The organism is Micromonospora sp. NPDC047465 (assembly GCF_040643125.1).
Lineage (GTDB): Bacteria > Actinomycetota > Actinomycetes > Mycobacteriales > Micromonosporaceae > Micromonospora.
Genome location: NZ_JBEYTP010000006.1, coordinates 205,061 through 221,320 on the forward strand (window position 1 = coordinate 205,061; position 16,260 = coordinate 221,320).

Below are 16,260 nucleotides of genomic sequence, written 5' to 3' on the forward strand. Positions count from 1 at the left end.
TAATCCACGCGTACGACACCGGAGCGGACGCTGGACCGATCGCCCGCCGGGGCATAGAACGGACGCATGCTCACGATCCGGCGCGAGGAGCCCGAGGACGCCGAGGCGGTCGCCCGGGTGCACATCCACGGGTGGCAGGCCGGCTACGCGGGGATCATGCCCGAGGAGGTGCTGCGGCGCCTCAACGTCGCGGCCTGGGCACAGCGCCGCCGGGACCTCGGCACCGCCGATCCGGAGCACCCGTTCACCACCCTGCTCGCCGAGGCCGACGGGACGCTGGCCGGGTTCACCACGTTCGGGCCGTACCGGATCAACCAGGACCGGGGCGACCTCGACCTCGCGCACGGGGAGGTGGTGGCGATGTACGTCGAGCCGGCGCACTGGGGCGACGGCACGGCGGGGGCGCTGCTGGCCTCGGCCCGCGCCGGGCTGGCCGGGCGGGGCTGGTCCGACTACCGGCTCTGGGTGCTGGCCGACAACCACCGGGCCCGCCGGTTCTACGAGCGGGCGGGGCTGTCACCGGACGGTGAGCGGTCGACCTACCCGGTGCCGTTGGCCGGCGGGCGCCCGCCGGTCGGGCTCGTCGAGCTGCGGTACGCCGGACACCTCGACGGCTGACCCGGCCGGCGTCGCCCAGCGGCGGCTGGTCCGGCCGGCGCCGCCCACGCGACGGACCGGCAGGAACGCCAGCAGCGCCAGGCTGATCCAGACGTAGGTGTTGCTGCCGAGGAAGCCGTCGAACCCGGTGAAGTCCTTCTCCCAGGCCCAGACGATCCGGCTGATCAGGAAGCCGTACCCGACGATCGCGGCGCCCAGCAGGACGCGGCGCCGGCGGCCGGCGGCCGGTGCGGCCATGCCGTTGTCCACCAGCAGGATCAACGCGGGCAGCAACCAGACCAGGTGGTGCACCCAGGTGACCGGGCTGACCAGACACATCACCGCACCGGTCAGCGCCAGGCCGGTCGCCTCGTCGCCGGCGGCCACGGCGGCCCGGGAGCGCCACGCCCACAGCACCAGCGTGGCGAGCACCAGCGCCAGCCAGGCCAGGGTGCTCGGGTGTTCCGGGTTCAGCCGGGCGACCACCCCGCGCAGCGACTGGTTGGAGACGAACGCCAACTCGCCCACCCGGCCGGTGTTCCACAGCGCCTCGGTCCAGAACTCCCGCGACGCGTCGGGGAAGAGCGCGGCGGCCAGCAGGGTCGCGCCGGCCGCGGCCGCCATCGAGGCGACCGCGGCCCGCCAGCGCCGGGTGACCAGCAGGTAGACGATGAAGATGCCCGGGGTCAGCTTGATCGCCGTGGCCAGGCCGATGCCCACCCCGGCCCAGCGGTTGCCGGCCGGCAGCAGCCGGAGCAGGTCGACCGCGACCAGGAAGAGCAGCAGCATGTTGACCTGGCCGAAGTTGACCGTCTCGCGCATCGGCTCGTACGCGGCGGCCAGGCAGAGCGCCACGGCGAGGGCGAACCAGCGGGTCCAGCCGGCCCGGCGGGAGATCGGGTCGACCAGCCACCAGAACAGCACGGCGGTGACCACCACGCTGGCGGCCACGCTCACCACGATCGCCGCCGACCACGGCAGGTACGCCATCGGCAGCATGACCAGGGCGGCGAAGGGCGGATAGGTGAAGCCGTACTGCGTGCCGGGCTTGAGGAAGTCGTAGATCTCCCCGCCGTCGTGCACCCACCAGGTCAGCGCGCCGTAGTAGACCTTCAGGTCGAAGAAGCCGTGCCGGACGGCCGCCACGGACAGGAACGCGGCAACCGCGACGGCGAGCCCCACCACGCTCACGACCTGCTGGACCGTCCGTCGGGGACCCTGCGCCACCGTCGCCTCCCTCGCCCTGCGTAGGCTTCCGTCCCATGGCTCTCGGGTACGTCCGCCCGGCGCGTCCGGAAGACGCCGGCGAGATCGCACGCATCCAACTCGCGACCTGGCGGGTCGCCTATCGCCGGATTCTGCCCCGGCACGTGCTCGACAACCTGGACGAGGCGTGGCTCGCCCGGCGGTGGAGCGCGGCGGTGCAGGAGCCGCCCTCCGGCACGCATCGGGTGCTCGTCGCCGTCGAACAGGCCGAGCAATCGTATCTGGTGGGGTTCGCCGCCTCCGGTCCGGCCGATGCCGAGGCACTCGCCCCGGGCGAGCCGGCCGAGGCGCTCGGGCCGGGCGTGGCGGCGGTGACCGACCTGCTGGTCGAGCCGCGCTGGGGGCGGCGCGGGCACGGCAGCCGGCTGCTCGCCGCGACCGTCGACCTGTGGCGCGCCGACGGGTTCGCCCGGGCGGTGGCCTGGGCGTTCGACGGTGACGAGGCGACCCGGAAGTTCCTCACCAGCACCGGCTGGGAGCCCGACGGCGCGGCGCGCGCCCTGGACGTGGAGGACATGCTCGTCCCGCAGCTACGCCTGCACGTGGCGGTGCCGACGGAGGCGGACCCCGCGGACGCGACGCCCACGGAGGCGACGCTGCCGGACGCCCCGCCGGCCGGGTCGGTGCCGTCGCCGGCGCCCCCCGTGGACTGACGACACGCCTCCGCGCGGGTCCGGATCGGCGGGCACTGTCGGGGGCGTCGCCTACCGTGACCCCATGACCGCAGCGACGGCGACCAGCGGAGCGGGCGTGACCCACGGCGGCCCGACCGGTCGCGACCCCGCCGGTGCTGCCGGGCCGGCGTCGGGCCCGGCCGACGCGGCGTTCGAGGCGCACCGCGTCGGGCTGACCGGTTACTGCTACCGGATGCTCGGTTCGATCTTCGACGCCGAGGACGCGGTGCAGGAGACGCTGCTGCGCGCCTGGCGCGGGCACGACGGCTTCCAGGCCCGGTCCTCCACCCGCACGTGGCTCTACCGGATCGCCACCAACGTCTGCCTGGACCAGTTGCGGGGGCGGGCCCGGCGGGCCCTGCCGATGGAGTTCGGCGGGCCGGACGAGCCGGTCCTCGCCGCGCTGGGCGCGCCGGCGTCCGAGCGCTGGGTGGGCCCCGCGCCGGACGCGGCCGTGCTGCCGGCCGGTGACCCGGCGGCGGTGGCCGAGGCCCGCGAGTCGGTCCGGCTGGCGTTCGTCGCCGCTCTGCAACACCTGCCGCCCCGGCAGCGGGCCGTGCTGATCCTGCGCGACGTGCTGCGCTGGCGGGCCGACGAGACCGCCGAGCTGGCCGGCGCCTCGGTCGCGGCGGTGAACAGCGCCCTCCAGCGGGCCCGCGCCACCCTGGCCGCCCGCGACGGGCTGCCGACCGCCCCGCTCGACGGGCGGCAGCGCGACCTGCTCGACCGCTACGTCGCCAGCTTCGAGCGCTACGACATCGACTCGCTCGTCGCGCTGCTGCGGGAGGACGCGGTGCAGAGCATGCCGCCGTTCGCGCTGTGGCTGCGCGGCCCGGGGGACATCCGGCGGTGGATGCTCGGCCCGGGCGCCGAGTGCCGCGGCTCGCGGCTGGTGCCGGTGTCCGCCAACGGTGGCACCGCCTTCGCTCACTACCGCCCCGACCCGGCGGGCGGGCACCGGCCGTTCAGCGTCCACGTGCTCGAGTTCTCGGCGGGGCGGATCAGCCGGCTCACCCACTTCCTCACGCCGGAGCTGTTCGCGCGGTTCGGGCTGCCGCCCCGCCTCGACCCCTGAGCCGGGCCGCCGCGCCCGCCCCAACCCGCCGGGCGATGAGTGCCGCAGGCCCGGGCCGTCCACCCCTCGTACGCCACGACAAGGCCAGGGGCCGTCGATCGCCTGGTTCACCGACCCGGCCGGCAACATCCTCTCGGTGCTCCAGGAGGGCTGACGCGGTGACCCGGGCGTCGACCGCGCCGGCGTCCGCCGCGCCCCGCCCGTGAACCGGCGGGCGGTCAGGCGGAGGCGGCGGGACGCAGCTCGGCGACCAGTTCGTCGTCCTCCATCGCCCCGGTGGGCGTGAAGCCCAGGCTCGTGTAGAGCCGGGCGGCCGAGGCGTTGTCGGGGTGGTAGGAGAGCCGGACGGGGTGCCCACCGTCCTGGGCGGCGAGCCACGCGGCGAGGGTGCGCACGGTCGCCCGGCCGACTCCCCGGTCCTGCTCGGCCGCGTCGACGACCATGCCGCCGATCCAGCGCGAGCCGTCGTCGTCCACGCCCCACATGACGTGCCCGACCACCGTCTCGTCCGCGTACACGGCGAGCGAGTTCCAGACGTCGGAACGCATGGTCAGCAGCACGTAGCGGGCGGCCAGGGCCGCCACCCAGGCGCGCTGGTCGTCGCGGGGGGCGACGTCGGCCACCGCCCGCCAGTTGTCGTCGTCCACGGGGCGCAGGGTGACCCGGCGGCCCGCCCGGTCGAGAATGCCAGAATCGATCACCCGGGCAGCCTAGGAGCCGCCCGGCAGCCACGCGACGGGATTCCCCCGGCGGTGAGCTGCATCTCGCCCATCAGGTGGCTGGAGACGAAGACGGTCCGACCCTCGGCGTCAGTCGAGCAGGGCGTCCAGGCCGACGGTCAGCCCCGGCCGGTTGCGGACCGCGCGGACGGCCAGCAGCACGCCGGGCATGAACGACGCCCGGTCGTACGAGTCGTGCCGGATGGTCAGCGTCTCGCCGGTGGTGCCGAAGAGCACCTCCTGGTGGGCGACGAGGCCGGTGGCGCGCACGGCGTGCACGCGTACCCCCTCGATGTCGGCGCCCCGGGCGCCCGCCACCTCGTCCTTGGTCGCGTCGGGCACCGGGCCCAGCCCGGCCTCGGCGCGGGCGGCGGCGATCAGCCGCGCGGTGTGCGTGGCGGTGCCGCTGGGCGCGTCCAGCTTGCGGGGGTGGTGCTGCTCGACGATCTCGACCGACTCGAAGTGCCGGGCCGCGCGGGCGGCGAACTGCATCATCAGCACTGCGCCGATGCCGAAGTTGGGGGCGATCACCACGCCCACGCCGGGCTTGCGGGCCAGCCAGCCGCGCACCCGCTCCAGCCGCTGCTCGGTGAAGCCGGTGGTGCCGACGACCGCGTTGATGCCCTGGTCGATGCACCAGTGCAGGTTGTCCATGACGACGTCGGGAGTGGTGAAGTCGACGACCACCTCGGCCCCGGCGTCGGAGGCGTTGAACAGCCAGTCGCCCTGGTCGACCATGGCCACCAGTTCCATGTCGCCGGCGGCGTCCACGGCCTTGCACACCTCGACGCCCATCCGGCCCCGGGCGCCCAGCACGCCGACCCGGATCGGCTCGTCCGCGCTCTTCTCCTGCTCGTCAGTCACGGGGCACAACCTATCCCAATCGGGACGTCCGCATCCCGCCGGACCCGAGGCAGGGCCCGGCCACGGGCGCGGGCGGGTGGCGCGGGCGGGTGGCGCGGCCGGTCAGCGGGCGGAGAAGTCGCCCTCGCCGAACGGGCCGACCACGGCCAGCGACATCGGCCGGCTCAGCAGCTCGGCGGCGAGGGTGTTCACGTCGGCCACGGTGACCGCGTCGACCCGGCGGAGCAGCTCGTCGACCGGCATCAGGTCGCCGTAGAGCAGCTCGCCCTTGGCCAGCCGGCTCATCCGCGAGCCCGTGTCCTCCAGGCCCAGCACGAACGAGCCCTTGCTCATCCCCTTGCCGCGGGCCACCTCGGCCTCGGTCAGGCCGTCGGCGGCCACCCGGGCGAGTTCGGCCCGGGTCAGCTCCAGCACCTCGTCCACCTTGCCGGGCGCGCAGCCGGCGTAGACGGCGAAAATGCCGCTGTCGGCGTACTGGCTGGCGTAGGAGTAGACCGAGTAGGCCAGGCCACGCTGCTCGCGGATCTCCTGGAACAGCCGGCTCGACATGCCGCCGCCGAGGACGTTGTTGAGCACGCCGAGGGCGAAGCGGCGCTCGTCCAGCCGGTCGATGCCGGGGCAACCGAGGATGACGTGCGCCTGCTCGGTCTCCTTCGGCTCCACCAGGGTGGCGGCGGGCCTGGTACGTACCGCCGGGGTGGCCGACCGGTGCGGCGCCGGCACCGCCGGGTCGGTGTCCAGCGGGGTGCCGCGCAGCGCCTGGCGGACGAGCTTCACCACCGCGGTGTGGTCCAGGTTGCCGGCGGCGGCGATGACGATCTGCGGGGCGGTGTAGCGGCGGCGGTAGAAGCCCTGGATCTGCCGCCGGGTCATCGGGGTGACCGTCTCCTCGGTGCCGGAGATCAGCCGGCCCAGCGGGTGGTCGCCGTAGACCGCCCGGGCGAAGAGGTCGTGCACCTCGTCGCCGGGCTCGTCGTCGTGCATGGCGATCTCTTCGAGGATCACACCCCGCTCGGTCTCCACGTCGGCCGGCTTCAGCACCGAGTCGGCGACCAGGTCGCACATGACGTCGATGGCCAGCGGCAGGTCCTCGTCGAGCACCCGGGCGTAGTAGCAGGTGTATTCCTTCGTGGTGAAGGCGTTGGTCTCGCCGCCCACCGCCTCGATCTCGGAGGAGATGTCCAGGGCGCTGCGCTTGTTGGTGCCCTTGAACAGCAGGTGCTCCAGGAAGTGCGCCGCGCCGGCCTGCGGGCCGGTCTCGTCGCGGGAGCCGACCGCGACCCAGATGCCGAACGACACGCTGCGCATCGCCGGGATCGCCTCGGTGAGCACGCGCAGCCCGCTGGGCAGCACGGTACGGCGTACCGTGCCGCCCAGCGGGTCGTCACTGATCGTGCGTGTCACCGCCCGGGAGGCGCCGCCGGAGCGGGCCCCCCCGGTGCCCCGGAAGGAGGCCCCTGCGGGGCCCGGGAACGACGCCACCCCCCGTCGATCCGGCGGAAACGGCGCACGAACGGCCCGACTCACGTGTTGTTGCTCCCAGATCGACGAGGGGTGGGTGGTGCGGTGTGCTGGTGCGTCAGCTGTGCCGGGTCCGGCGACGCGGACGCTCGCCGCCCTCGCCACCCTCGCCGCCGCCCTGGCCGCGCTCGCCGCCGCCCGGACCACGGCCGCCCCGGTCGCCGCCGCGCTCGCGGTCGCCGCGGTCGCGCGGGCCCCGGTCGCCCCGGTCCCGGCCGGCCGGACGCTCGCCCTCGGCGGCCTCGCCGGCGGCCGGCGCCTCGGCGCCCTCCGGGCGGACCTTGTCCAGGTAGATCTTGCCGCGGGCGTCGATGTCCGCGATCTCGACCTCGACCTTGTCGCCGACGTTCAGGAAGTCCTCGACCTTCTCGACCCGCTTGCCGTCGCCCACCTTGGAGATGTGCAGCAGGCCGTCGCGGCCCGGCAGCAGCGAGACGAACGCGCCGAACGCGGCCGTCTTCACCACGGTGCCGAGGAACTTGTCGCCGACCTTCGGCAGCGTCGGGTTGGCGATCGCGTTGATCCGCTCGACCGCGGCCTGGGCCGACGGGCCGTTGGTCGCGCCGACGTAGATCGTGCCGTCGTCCTCGATGGAGATCTCGGCGCCGGTCTCGTCCTGGATGGCGTTGATGGTCTGACCCTTCGGGCCGATCACCATGCCGATCTTGTCCACCGGGATCTTGACGGTGGTGACCCGCGGCGCGTAGTCCGACATCTCGGCCGGGGCCTCGATGGCCCGCTGCATCACGTCGAGAATGGTCTGCCGGGCCTCGTGCGCCTGCTGGAGGGCGGCGGCCAGCACGTCCGACGGGATGCCGTCGAGCTTGGTGTCGAGCTGGAGCGCGGTGACGAAGTCCCGGGTGCCGGCGACCTTGAAGTCCATGTCGCCGAACGCGTCCTCGGCGCCGAGGATGTCGGTCAGCGTCACGTACTGGGTCTTGCCGTCGACCTCGTCGGAGATGAGGCCCATGGCGATGCCGGCGACCGGCGCCTTCAGCGGCACACCGGCGGACAGCAGGCCCAGCGTCGAGGCGCAGACCGAGCCCATCGAGGTGGAGCCGTTGGAGCCGAGCGCCTCGGAGACCTGCCGGATGGCGTACGGGAACTCCTCGCGCGACGGCAGCACCGGGATCAGCGCCCGCTCGGCGAGCGCGCCGTGGCCGATCTCGCGCCGCTTCGGCGAGCCGACCCGGCCGGTCTCACCGGTCGAGTACGGCGGGAAGTTGTAGTTGTGCATGTAGCGCTTGGACTTCTCCGGGGAGAGGGTGTCCAGCGACTGCTCCATGCGCAGCATGTTCAGCGTGGTGACGCCCAGGATCTGCGTCTCGCCGCGCTCGAACAGCGCCGAGCCGTGCACCCGCGGCAGCACGCCGACCTCGGCGGTCAGCGGGCGGATGTCGCGCGGGCTGCGGCCGTCGATGCGGACCTGCTCGCGCAGCACCCGGTTGCGGACCTCGGACTTGGTCAGCGACCGGAGGGCGGCGCTGAGCTCCTTCTCCCGGCCCTCGAAGCGCGGGCCGAGCTCGGCCAGCACGCGGGCCTTGATCGCGTCCAGGGCCTCCTCACGGACCGCCTTGCCGGCGATCTGCAGGGCCTCGGCGACGTCGGCGCGGGCCACGTCGGCCACCGCGTCGTACGCGTCGTCCTGGTAGTCCAGGAAGACCGGGAACTCGGCGACCGGCTTGGCGGCCACGTCGGCCAGCTCGCTCTGCGCCCGGCACAGCTCGCGGATGGCCGGCTTGGCGGCCTCCAGGCCGCTCGCCACGACCTCCTCGGTCGGGGCGGGGGCGCCGCCGGCGACCAGCGCCACGGTGTGCTCGGTGGCCTCGGCCTCGACCATCATGATCGCGACGTCGCCGTCGGCCAGGGCGCGGCCGGCCACCACCATGTCGAAGGTGGCCCGGGCCAGCTCCTCGTGGGTCGGGAAGGCGACCCACTGGCCGTCGACGTGCGCCATCCGGGTCGCCCCGATCGGGCCGGAGAACGGCAGGCCGGAGAGCTTGGTCGACATCGACGCGGCGTTGATCGCCACGACGTCGTAGGGGTGCTGCGGGTCGAGCGCGAGGACGGTCTCGACGACCTGGACCTCGTTGCGCAGGCCCTTGACGAACGACGGGCGCAGCGGCCGGTCGATCAGCCGGCAGGTGAGGATCGCGTCCTCGCTTGGGCGACCCTCACGGCGGAAGAACGAGCCGGGGATACGGCCCGCGGCGTACATTCGCTCCTCGACGTCGACGGTCAGCGGGAAGAAGTCGAACTGCTCCTTCGGCTGCTTGCCGGCGGTGGTGGCGGAGAGGACGACCGTCTCGCCGAGCTGGGCGATGACGGAGCCGGCAGCCTGGCGGGCCAGCCGGCCGGTGGAGAAGGTGATCTCACGGGTGCCGAAGGACCCGTTGTCGATCACGGCGGTGCGGGATTCGGTGCCGAGGTTGGTCTCGGTCATGGTGCTGTCGTGCTCCTTCGCATCGGGGGCCCACGACGCGGGAGCTGCTCAGACGGCCGGTCTTCGATCGAAGCGCCCGGGTGGCCGGCGAGATGCCGGGGTGCCCGGGGGCCACTACCGGAGACCGGTACGCTGACCCGCTCCCTTTCTCGAGTGGTCGCGCGGCCCTGTTCTCGGGTGGTGCCGGAGCGGGGGAGCGGCCCGGTCAGGCCACTCCCCCGTCACGTCACCGGCGCAGACCGAGCCGCTCGATGAGCGACCGGTAGCGGTTGATGTCCTTCTTCTGGACGTAGTTGAGCAGCCGACGGCGACGGCCGACCAGCAGCAGCAGCCCGCGGCGGCTGTGGTGGTCGTGCTTGTGCACCTTCAGGTGCTCGGTGAGCTCGGCGATCCGCTTGGTGAGGACCGCGACCTGCACCTCCGGCGAACCGGTGTCGCCCTCGGCGGTCGCGTACTCCGCGCGGATCTTGGCCTTGGCTTCCTGGTCGAGCGCCATGTTCTCCCTGTTTCGTGGGTTGTTCGATGATGTCCGTCGGATCGGTCGGTGGACCGGAAACGGACCGGTACCTCGCACCCGCGGCGTCGTGCAGGCACGCGAGGCCCCACGTCGGTCAGCCGACGTCCCCGCCAGACTACCAGTACGGCCGGGCGCCGGCCGGTCAAGGGCCGCGAGGCGGTCAGTCGAGGGCCCGGCGGGTGCGCTCGACGTCCTGCCCCATCTGGGCGATCAACGGCTCGATCGCGTCGTATCGGATCTGCCCACGCAGGTGTGCGACGAAGTCCAGCGCCAGCCGCTCGCCGTAGAGGTCGCCGGCGAAGTCCAGCACGTACGCCTCCACCCGCCGCTCCCGTCCGGAGAAGGTCGGATTGGTGCCGACCGACACCGCTGCCCCCAGCGGTTCGGCGTGGCCCCGGCGCACCAGCCGGGCGGCGTAGACGCCGTCGGCGGGCACCGCCGCGTACCGGTGACAGAGCAGGTTGGCGGTGGGGAAGCCCAGCTCGCGGCCGCGCTGGTCGCCGCGGACCACCACGCCCTCCAGCCGGTGCGGGCGGCCGAGCGCGGCGGCGGCCGCGCCCACGTCCCCCGCGTCGACGCAGGAGCGGATGTACGTGGACGAGAAGACGGTGCCCGCCTCGGCGACCAGCGGGGCCCCCTCGACGCCGAAGCCGAAGGTGCGGCCGAGCCGCTCCAGCAGCGCCACGTCGCCGGCGGCGCGGTGCCCGAAGCGGAAGTTCTCCCCCACCACCACCAGGGCGGCATGCAGGTGCTCGACCAGGATGTCGTGCACGAACGCCTCGGCGGGCAGCCGGGAGAACTCCGGGGTGAACGGCACCACGCACAGCACGTCCACGCCGAGCGCCTCGATCAGCTCGGCCTTGCGGGCGGGCTCGGTGAGCACCGCCGGGTGCGAGCCGGGGCGGACCACCTCGGCCGGGTGCGGGTCGAAGGTGACCACCACCGACTGCACGCCCAGCTCGCGGGCCCGGGCCACGGCGTGCCCGATGGTCGCCTGGTGCCCCTTGTGCACGCCGTCGAAGACGCCGATGGTGACGACCGACCGCCCCCAGCCACCGGGCGCCGCGTCGTACCCCCGCCACCGCTGCATTGCGCTCCTCCCTGCCTCCGCGGCGGCCCGCACGGGCCGCCGTTCCCCCGCCCCGCCGTCAGGCGGGGGCGAGCACGATCTCCGCGCGGGCCCGGCCGTCCCGCTCGCTGACGATAGCGATCAGCCCACCGTCGGGACCGAAGACCGCGTAGGGGCCGGGAATGCCGGCCGGGTCGAGCGGCCCGCCGTGGGAGAGCACCTTCGCCTCGTCGGCGCCGGCGTCGCGCCGCGGGAAGAACCGGTCGGCCGCCGCGGCCAGCGGCAGGTGGACCACCTCGGGCGCGCGCCGCTCCAGCTCGTCGAGGGTGGCGGCCTCCGCGAGCGTGAAGCCGCCGACGGCGGTACGCCGCAGCGCGGTCAGGTGACCGCCCACCCCGAGCGCCAGGCCCGCGTCCCGGGCGATGGCCCGGATGTACGTCCCGGAGGAGCAGGTCACGTCGATGTCGACGTCCACCACGTCGGGGGTGTCCCGGCGTACGGCCAGCAGGTCCAGCCGGGAGACGGTGACCCGGCGGGCGGGCAGCTCGACGCTCTCCCCCTCGCGCACCCGCTTGTACGCCCGCTGCCCGTCGACCTTGATCGCGCTGACCGCGCTCGGCACCTGGTCGATCTCGCCGGTCAGCGCGGCCAGGGCGGCCCGGATCGCCTCGTCGGTGACCCGCCCGGCCGCGGTGGTGGCGATCACGTCGCCCTCGGCGTCGTCGGTGACGGTGGCCTGGCCGAGCCGGACGGTGGCCGTGTAGCTCTTGTGCGCGCCGATCACATAGGTGAGCAGGCGGGTGGCCCGGCCAACCCCGATCACCAGCACGCCGGTGGCCATCGGGTCGAGGGTGCCGCCGTGCCCCACCCGGCGGGTCCGCGCCAACCGGCGGATCCGCGCCACCACGTCGTGCGACGTCATGCCGCCGGGCTTGTCGACCACGATCAGACCGTCTGCGCTCACGACACCCAAGCCTGCCAGACCGGCTCGGACGCCCTGTCGCCGCCGTACGCGGGTCGGGTGGACGGCCGGCGCGGCGTCCACCGGTCGGCCAGCGTTGCCCGACGGCGACCGAACGGGACCACGACGGCGCGCGGCGGGTGCGAAGATCATGCGCCCCCTCCACCCACCCCACCTGGACAGCCGAATGAGCACCGACCAGCGGCCGAGCGAGCCGACCGCGCCTTTCGACCCGTACGCCGACCAGCCCGTGGAGCCGGTCCGCGTCCCGACCTGGATGCGCGAGCCGGAGACGGAGCGCACGCTGACCCGCCCGGAGCGGTTGCGGCTGGGCTGGGCGAGGCACAGCGGGAAGCTGCTGGGCGGCGTCGCCGCCCTGGTGGCGCTCTCGTTCCTCGCGGTGGTGGGCACCATCGGACTCGGCGTCTACGAGCGGGTCCGCGACAACGAGCCCATCCTGCCCGACCGCCGGGCCGTGCCCGGCCAGGTCCGTCCCACCGACGCCGACGGCAACTCGGTGAGCCCGTGGGCGGCCACCCCGGCGGAGTCGTTCGCCGCCGGGAAGGACGCCATCGTCCTGCCGCCGGCGAAGGCGGCCGCGCCGTTCACCGCGAAGCAGGTCGCCGAGGGCCTGGCAAAGGTCCGGCAGGCGCTCGTCGAGGGCCGCGTCGACAGGTCGATGCTCGTGGTCAACGACCCGGAGCCCTTCCTCAGGCTGATCGCGGCGGACAACCGGGACGAGGTCCGGCGCGACCTGGCCGACGGCGCGGCGCTGAACTACGTGACCCGGGTTGACGACGAGGCCGACCCGCGGCTGGACAACGCCGACACGGTGCGCGCGCGGGGCACCGTCACCTACCGGACGACCACCGACCCCGACGGCATCCGGGTGCTGGAGATCACCACCAGCTTCATCTGGGTCTACCACTTCGACCTCTGGCGGGCGCAGGAGTACCCGCCGGGAGCCGAACTGGTCACCGTGCGCGACGAGGTGGTCTGGCAGGTCCCGCACCCCGACGACGTCCGGTCCTCGTCCCGTGGGCTGTGGGTACACGAGGCGGCGAGCACCCTCTACAACGCCGACTGCGCCGGGATCAAGCGGGGGTTCCTGGCCCTCGCCCCCGAGGAGCCGCTGCGCAGCCGGCCCTCCGCGCGGCCGACCGGCAACGTCTACGACCCGGGCTGGCGGCCCGGCGACGGCGAAAGCTGCTGAGCCGCGGGAGCGCCCGGACGGGTGTGGTCAGCGCACCGCGCCGACCACGGCCCAGCCGCCCGAGCGCAGCCGCAGCAGCAGGGCGACCAGCCGGATCACCACGAACAGCGTGAGCCCGGCCCAGATGCCGCCGAGCCCGAGGTCGAGCCCGTACGCCAGCCAGATGGCGGGCAGGAAGCCGCCGAGGGCGGCCACGATGGTCAGGTTGCGCAGGTAGCGGACGTCCCCGGCGCCGATCAGCACGCCGTCGAGGGCGAACACGACGCCGGCCAGCGGCTGCATCGCCACGAACCACGGCCAGGCCAGCATCGCCTGGTCGCGTACCTGCGGATCGGAGCTGAACCAGCCGGGGACGACGCCGGCGCCGGCGGCGATGACCACCGCGAACGCCACACCGCAGGCGCCGCCGAGCAGCCCGATCCGGCGGGCGAGGGCCCGGGCCCCGACGTCGTCGCCGCCGCCGAGCGCGGCGCCGACCAGCGACTGGGCGGCGATGGCGAGCGCGTCGAGCACCAGCGCGGTGAAGAACCAGAGTTGCAGGGCGATCTGGTGGGCGCCCACGGCGGCGGCCCCGAAGCGGGCGGCCACGGCGGTCGCGGAGAGGAAGCTCGCCTGGAAGGCGGCGCCCCGGATCAGCAGGTCCCGGCTGAGCACCAGTTGCTGCCCGATCAGCCGCGGCCGGGGCCGCAGCGGGATCCGCTCGGCGACCAGCGCCCCGGCGAAGAGCGCCCCGCCGATGGTCTGGGCGACCACGTTGGCGACCGCGGAGCCGACCAGGCCGAGGCCGAGCGGGTAGACCAGCAGGGGGCAGAGCACGGCGGAGAGCAGGTTCGGCCCGAGCACGAACGCCAGCGGCCGGCGGGTGTCCTGCACGCCGCGCAGCCAGCCGTTGCCGGCGGCGGCGAGCAGCAGGCCCGGGGCGCCGAGCGCCGCGACCCGCAGCCACTGCGCGGCGGCGTCGGCCACCTCGCCGGGGCCTCCGGCGAGCGTACGCGCCAACGCCCCGCCGCCGACCTGCATGCCGACCGCGACCAGGACGCCCACCCCGAGCGCCAGCCAGGAGGACTGCACGCCCTCGGCGACGGCGGCGGCCCGATCGCCGGCCCCGAAGCGCCGGGCCGACCGCCCGGTGGTGCCGTACGCGACCACGGTGCCGAGCCACGCGATGAGGGTCAGCACCGTGCCGCCGATGGCGAGCGCGGCGAGCGGCACCCGGCCGAGGTGCCCCACCACCGCCGTGTCCACGAGCACGTAGAGCGGTTCGGCGGCCAGCACCACCAGCGCCGGCAGGGCTAGCGCGGCGATCCGGCGGGGTGACGCGGCGGGGGCGGCGGCGACGGCTGGCTGACTCATCGCCGCCGATCCTGGCACGGGAGCGGTAAGGATCGCAAGCGACCGGATCACTTACCTGGAATCAGGTGGACGACGGTCACGGCACCGAGCAGGAGCGCTCCCCCGACGGCCACCGCCACGGGCAGTGTCTCGCCGACGAGCCACCCGGCGAGCAGCACCGCGGTGAGCGGCTCCGCCAGGGTCGACAGCGCGGCGGCGCTGCCCGTGGTGGTGCGCAGCCCGGCGTAGAACAGGGCGTACGCCACCGCCGTGGTGACCACCCCGAGATGGACCAGCAGGCCGACGGGCGCGAGCCGGGCCGGAACGGCGAACCCTCGGCCAGCGCGATCGGGGCCAGCGCCAACGCGCCCACCACGGCGGAGACGGTGGTGAGCGTCATCGGCGCGACGCGCCGCGCGGCGTGCCGGCTCAGTACGGTGCTGGCGGCGTAGCCGACGCCCGAGCCGAAGGCCGCGAGCAGGCCGAGCAGCGGACGCGGCGCGGCCGGCTGCCCGGCCGAGACCGTGACGAGCACGAGGCCGGCGACGCCGGCCACCAGGGCACCAGGGCACCAGGGCACCAGGGCACCAGGGCACCCAGCATGGTCCGCCCGGGCAGCCGCCGCGCGCGCAGGGACTCCCACCCGAAGACGAGGACGGGGGCGAGACCCAGGCTGACCACCGTGGCCACCCCGACACCGCCCGACGCGACGGCGAGGAAGTACAGGGCCTGATAGCCCCCCAGACCGACCCCGACCAGGACCAGGACCACCGGTTGCGACCGCAGCGCCGCCAGCACCGGTCGCGGCCGGTGCGCCACGAGGGCGAGCAGCACCACCGCGGCGATGGCAAGGCGGTAGAAGCCGATGCCGGTCGGGGTCAGCGCGGTGGACTCGCGGACCAGTTGCACGGCAACGCCGGTGGTGCCCCACAGCACGGCGGCGGCGGTGACGTACAGCAGGCCCACTCGGGCCCCGGCAGTGGGCCGACGGCGGGGGCGCGGGGCGGACGGAGACGTGGACGACAGGGAAGGCGACGGTCGGGACACGGATGCGCTCCATGGAGAGTCGAGCCGCGGACAGAGGCGACGTCTGTCGGAGCGCACACACGACGGACAGGCCGCGGGCGGCGGTGGCTCGGCCGGCTGCGGCGGGAGCCCGTCGTCCGGGCAGGTCGCACCGCGAAAGACCGATGGTCACCCTGGGCACGGGGACCACCGGAGGCGTGGCGCTCCGGTCAGGAGCGCGGTGGGGGCAGAACGCCGCGGAACGACCTCATGCCCCGGACCCTAACGCAGCGCCGTCCCCGCCGGCCCCGGATTTCCGCTCACGCCGGGGCAGCTCGGCGAGCCAGCGACGCACCTCGGCGCGGCTGCGCAGGCGCACGACCGGCAGCGCCGGCGCGTGCGTGGCGACCGCGGTGAGCAGCCGGGGGCGGGACCGGCGCGGATAGCGCCACACGTACCGGAGGAACTCGGCATCGATCTGCTCGGGGCAGCCGGGCGGGAGGTCGGGGCGGCTGGTGGCGCGGTACGCCCACCGGCGGCGCAACACCCGGCCGAGGCAGAGCAGCCGGCCCAGGTCGCAGAGGACCAGCAGGTCGGCGCGGGGCAGGCGAAGGTCGAGGGTGCCGCCGTAGTTGCCGTCCATCACCCAGGACGGCCGGGCGGCCAGTTCGGCGACCGTGGCCCGCCAGCGGGCGTCGTCGGGGGCCACCCAGCCGGGCTGCCAGAAGTGCCGGTCCAGGTGGATCAACGGAAGGTCGAGCCGGCGCGCGACCTCGCGGGAGAGCGTGCTCTTGCCGGCGCCCGAACTGCCGGCGACGAGGATCCGACGCATGCGGCGACGGTAGCGGCCCGCCGGGGACGCCCGCGACCGGCGACGGGTGTCGGGCGGGGGGGGGGGGCCCCCCGGGCCCGGTGGCGGGACAAAACAAAAAGGCCCGGGGGGGGGGGCCGGCCAGGGGAAAAGGGGGGGGTTTGGGATTAGTGTGTGAGGGAGTTGTTTTATA

15 protein-coding genes and 2 pseudogenes are annotated in these 16,260 nt (G+C 74.6%); 4 read left to right on the top strand and 13 right to left on the bottom strand.

Features of this window, described 5'->3' with window-relative positions; translation table 11 throughout:
- The first annotated feature begins 66 nt into the window (after positions 1-66).
- Complete coding sequence (locus ABZ793_RS09110) at positions 67-618, top strand: GNAT family N-acetyltransferase (protein ID WP_357454221.1); 552 nt, start codon at positions 67-69, stop codon at positions 616-618.
- On the opposite strand, the gene ABZ793_RS09115 is transcribed toward ABZ793_RS09110, so the two are convergent.
- On the bottom strand, positions 517-1,824 hold the full coding sequence (locus ABZ793_RS09115; RefSeq protein ID WP_357454224.1) for a glycosyltransferase family 87 protein: 1,308 nt from the start codon (positions 1,822-1,824) through the stop codon (positions 517-519). The genes ABZ793_RS09110 and ABZ793_RS09115 overlap by 102 nt on opposite strands.
- A 35-nt stretch (positions 1,825-1,859) precedes the next feature.
- On the opposite strand from ABZ793_RS09115, the pseudogene ABZ793_RS09120 reads away from it, so the two are divergent.
- Both ABZ793_RS09120 and ABZ793_RS09125 read left to right on the top strand, forming a co-directional pair.
- Positions 1,860-2,423: pseudogene (locus ABZ793_RS09120) on the top strand (GNAT family N-acetyltransferase); the annotation flags it as partial.
- A 157-nt stretch (positions 2,424-2,580) separates the two neighbouring features.
- Positions 2,581-3,612, top strand: coding sequence for a sigma-70 family RNA polymerase sigma factor (locus ABZ793_RS09125; protein WP_357454227.1), 1,032 nt, complete (start codon positions 2,581-2,583; stop codon positions 3,610-3,612).
- 218 nt (positions 3,613-3,830) lie between these two features.
- Here ABZ793_RS09125 and ABZ793_RS09130 read toward each other — a convergent pair whose 3' ends face one another.
- The 7 genes from ABZ793_RS09130 to truB form a co-directional block, all read right to left on the bottom strand.
- On the bottom strand, positions 3,831-4,313 hold the full coding sequence (locus ABZ793_RS09130; protein WP_357454230.1) for a GNAT family N-acetyltransferase: 483 nt from the start codon (positions 4,311-4,313) through the stop codon (positions 3,831-3,833).
- A 108-nt stretch (positions 4,314-4,421) separates the two neighbouring features.
- A complete protein-coding gene (gene dapB / locus ABZ793_RS09135; protein ID WP_350705012.1) occupies positions 4,422-5,195 on the bottom strand; it encodes a 4-hydroxy-tetrahydrodipicolinate reductase in 774 nt (257 codons plus the stop codon).
- Positions 5,196-5,297: 102 nt separating this feature from the next.
- Positions 5,298-6,722, bottom strand: a complete 1,425-nt coding sequence (locus tag ABZ793_RS09140) for a pitrilysin family protein (protein WP_357454233.1) — start codon at positions 6,720-6,722, stop codon at positions 5,298-5,300.
- A gap of 52 nt (positions 6,723-6,774) precedes the next feature.
- Positions 6,775-9,159, bottom strand: coding sequence for a polyribonucleotide nucleotidyltransferase (locus ABZ793_RS09145; RefSeq protein WP_357454236.1), 2,385 nt, complete (start codon positions 9,157-9,159; stop codon positions 6,775-6,777).
- A 226-nt stretch (positions 9,160-9,385) separates the two neighbouring features.
- On the bottom strand, positions 9,386-9,655 hold the full coding sequence (rpsO, locus tag ABZ793_RS09150; RefSeq protein ID WP_043962418.1) for a 30S ribosomal protein S15: 270 nt from the start codon (positions 9,653-9,655) through the stop codon (positions 9,386-9,388).
- A 181-nt stretch (positions 9,656-9,836) separates the two neighbouring features.
- Positions 9,837-10,766 (bottom strand): bifunctional riboflavin kinase/FAD synthetase, encoded by a 930-nt coding sequence (locus ABZ793_RS09155; protein WP_357454239.1) that lies wholly within the window; start codon positions 10,764-10,766, stop codon positions 9,837-9,839.
- Positions 10,767-10,824: 58 nt separating this feature from the next.
- Positions 10,825-11,709, bottom strand: coding sequence for a tRNA pseudouridine(55) synthase TruB (gene truB / locus ABZ793_RS09160; protein ID WP_357454242.1), 885 nt, complete (start codon positions 11,707-11,709; stop codon positions 10,825-10,827).
- 184 nt (positions 11,710-11,893) lie between these two features.
- On the opposite strand from truB, the gene ABZ793_RS09165 reads away from it, so the two are divergent.
- Positions 11,894-12,919, top strand: a complete 1,026-nt coding sequence (locus ABZ793_RS09165; RefSeq protein ID WP_357454245.1) for a hypothetical protein — start codon at positions 11,894-11,896, stop codon at positions 12,917-12,919.
- 27 nt (positions 12,920-12,946) lie between these two features.
- On the opposite strand, the gene ABZ793_RS09170 is transcribed toward ABZ793_RS09165, so the two are convergent.
- From ABZ793_RS09170 to ABZ793_RS09190, 5 genes and pseudogenes are all read right to left on the bottom strand, one after another.
- Positions 12,947-14,272 (bottom strand): MATE family efflux transporter, encoded by a 1,326-nt coding sequence (locus ABZ793_RS09170; RefSeq protein WP_357454248.1) that lies wholly within the window; start codon positions 14,270-14,272, stop codon positions 12,947-12,949.
- Between the two features lie 47 nt (positions 14,273-14,319).
- Positions 14,320-14,532, bottom strand: a complete 213-nt coding sequence (locus tag ABZ793_RS09175; RefSeq protein ID WP_357454251.1) for an EamA family transporter — start codon at positions 14,530-14,532, stop codon at positions 14,320-14,322.
- A gap of 95 nt (positions 14,533-14,627) precedes the next feature.
- A pseudogene (locus ABZ793_RS09180) lies at positions 14,628-14,684 on the bottom strand (hypothetical protein); the annotation flags it as partial.
- Complete coding sequence (locus ABZ793_RS09185; RefSeq protein ID WP_357454254.1) at positions 14,681-15,217, bottom strand: EamA family transporter; 537 nt, start codon at positions 15,215-15,217, stop codon at positions 14,681-14,683. The gene ABZ793_RS09185 and the pseudogene ABZ793_RS09180, both read right to left, overlap by 4 nt.
- A 307-nt stretch (positions 15,218-15,524) precedes the next feature.
- Positions 15,525-16,088, bottom strand: coding sequence for an adenylate kinase (locus ABZ793_RS09190; protein ID WP_357454257.1), 564 nt, complete (start codon positions 16,086-16,088; stop codon positions 15,525-15,527).
- Positions 16,089-16,260 lie beyond the last annotated feature (172 nt).

Excerpts from the sequence above, each read along its gene's own strand:
- ABZ793_RS09110 (WP_357454221.1), top strand. The coding sequence starts at position 67 with ATGCTCACGATCCGGCGCGAGGAGCCCGAGGACGCCGAGGCGGTCGCC.
- ABZ793_RS09125 (WP_357454227.1), top strand. The coding sequence starts at position 2,581 with ATGACCGCAGCGACGGCGACCAGCGGAGCGGGCGTGACCCACGGCGGC.
- ABZ793_RS09145 (WP_357454236.1), bottom strand. The coding sequence starts at position 9,159 with ATGACCGAGACCAACCTCGGCACCGAATCCCGCACCGCCGTGATCGAC.
- rpsO (WP_043962418.1), bottom strand. The coding sequence starts at position 9,655 with ATGGCGCTCGACCAGGAAGCCAAGGCCAAGATCCGCGCGGAGTACGCG.
- ABZ793_RS09155 (WP_357454239.1), bottom strand. The coding sequence starts at position 10,766 with ATGCAGCGGTGGCGGGGGTACGACGCGGCGCCCGGTGGCTGGGGGCGG.
- ABZ793_RS09165 (WP_357454245.1), top strand. The coding sequence starts at position 11,894 with ATGAGCACCGACCAGCGGCCGAGCGAGCCGACCGCGCCTTTCGACCCG.
- ABZ793_RS09170 (WP_357454248.1), bottom strand. The coding sequence starts at position 14,272 with ATGAGTCAGCCAGCCGTCGCCGCCGCCCCCGCCGCGTCACCCCGCCGG.
- ABZ793_RS09190 (WP_357454257.1), bottom strand. The coding sequence starts at position 16,088 with ATGCGTCGGATCCTCGTCGCCGGCAGTTCGGGCGCCGGCAAGAGCACG.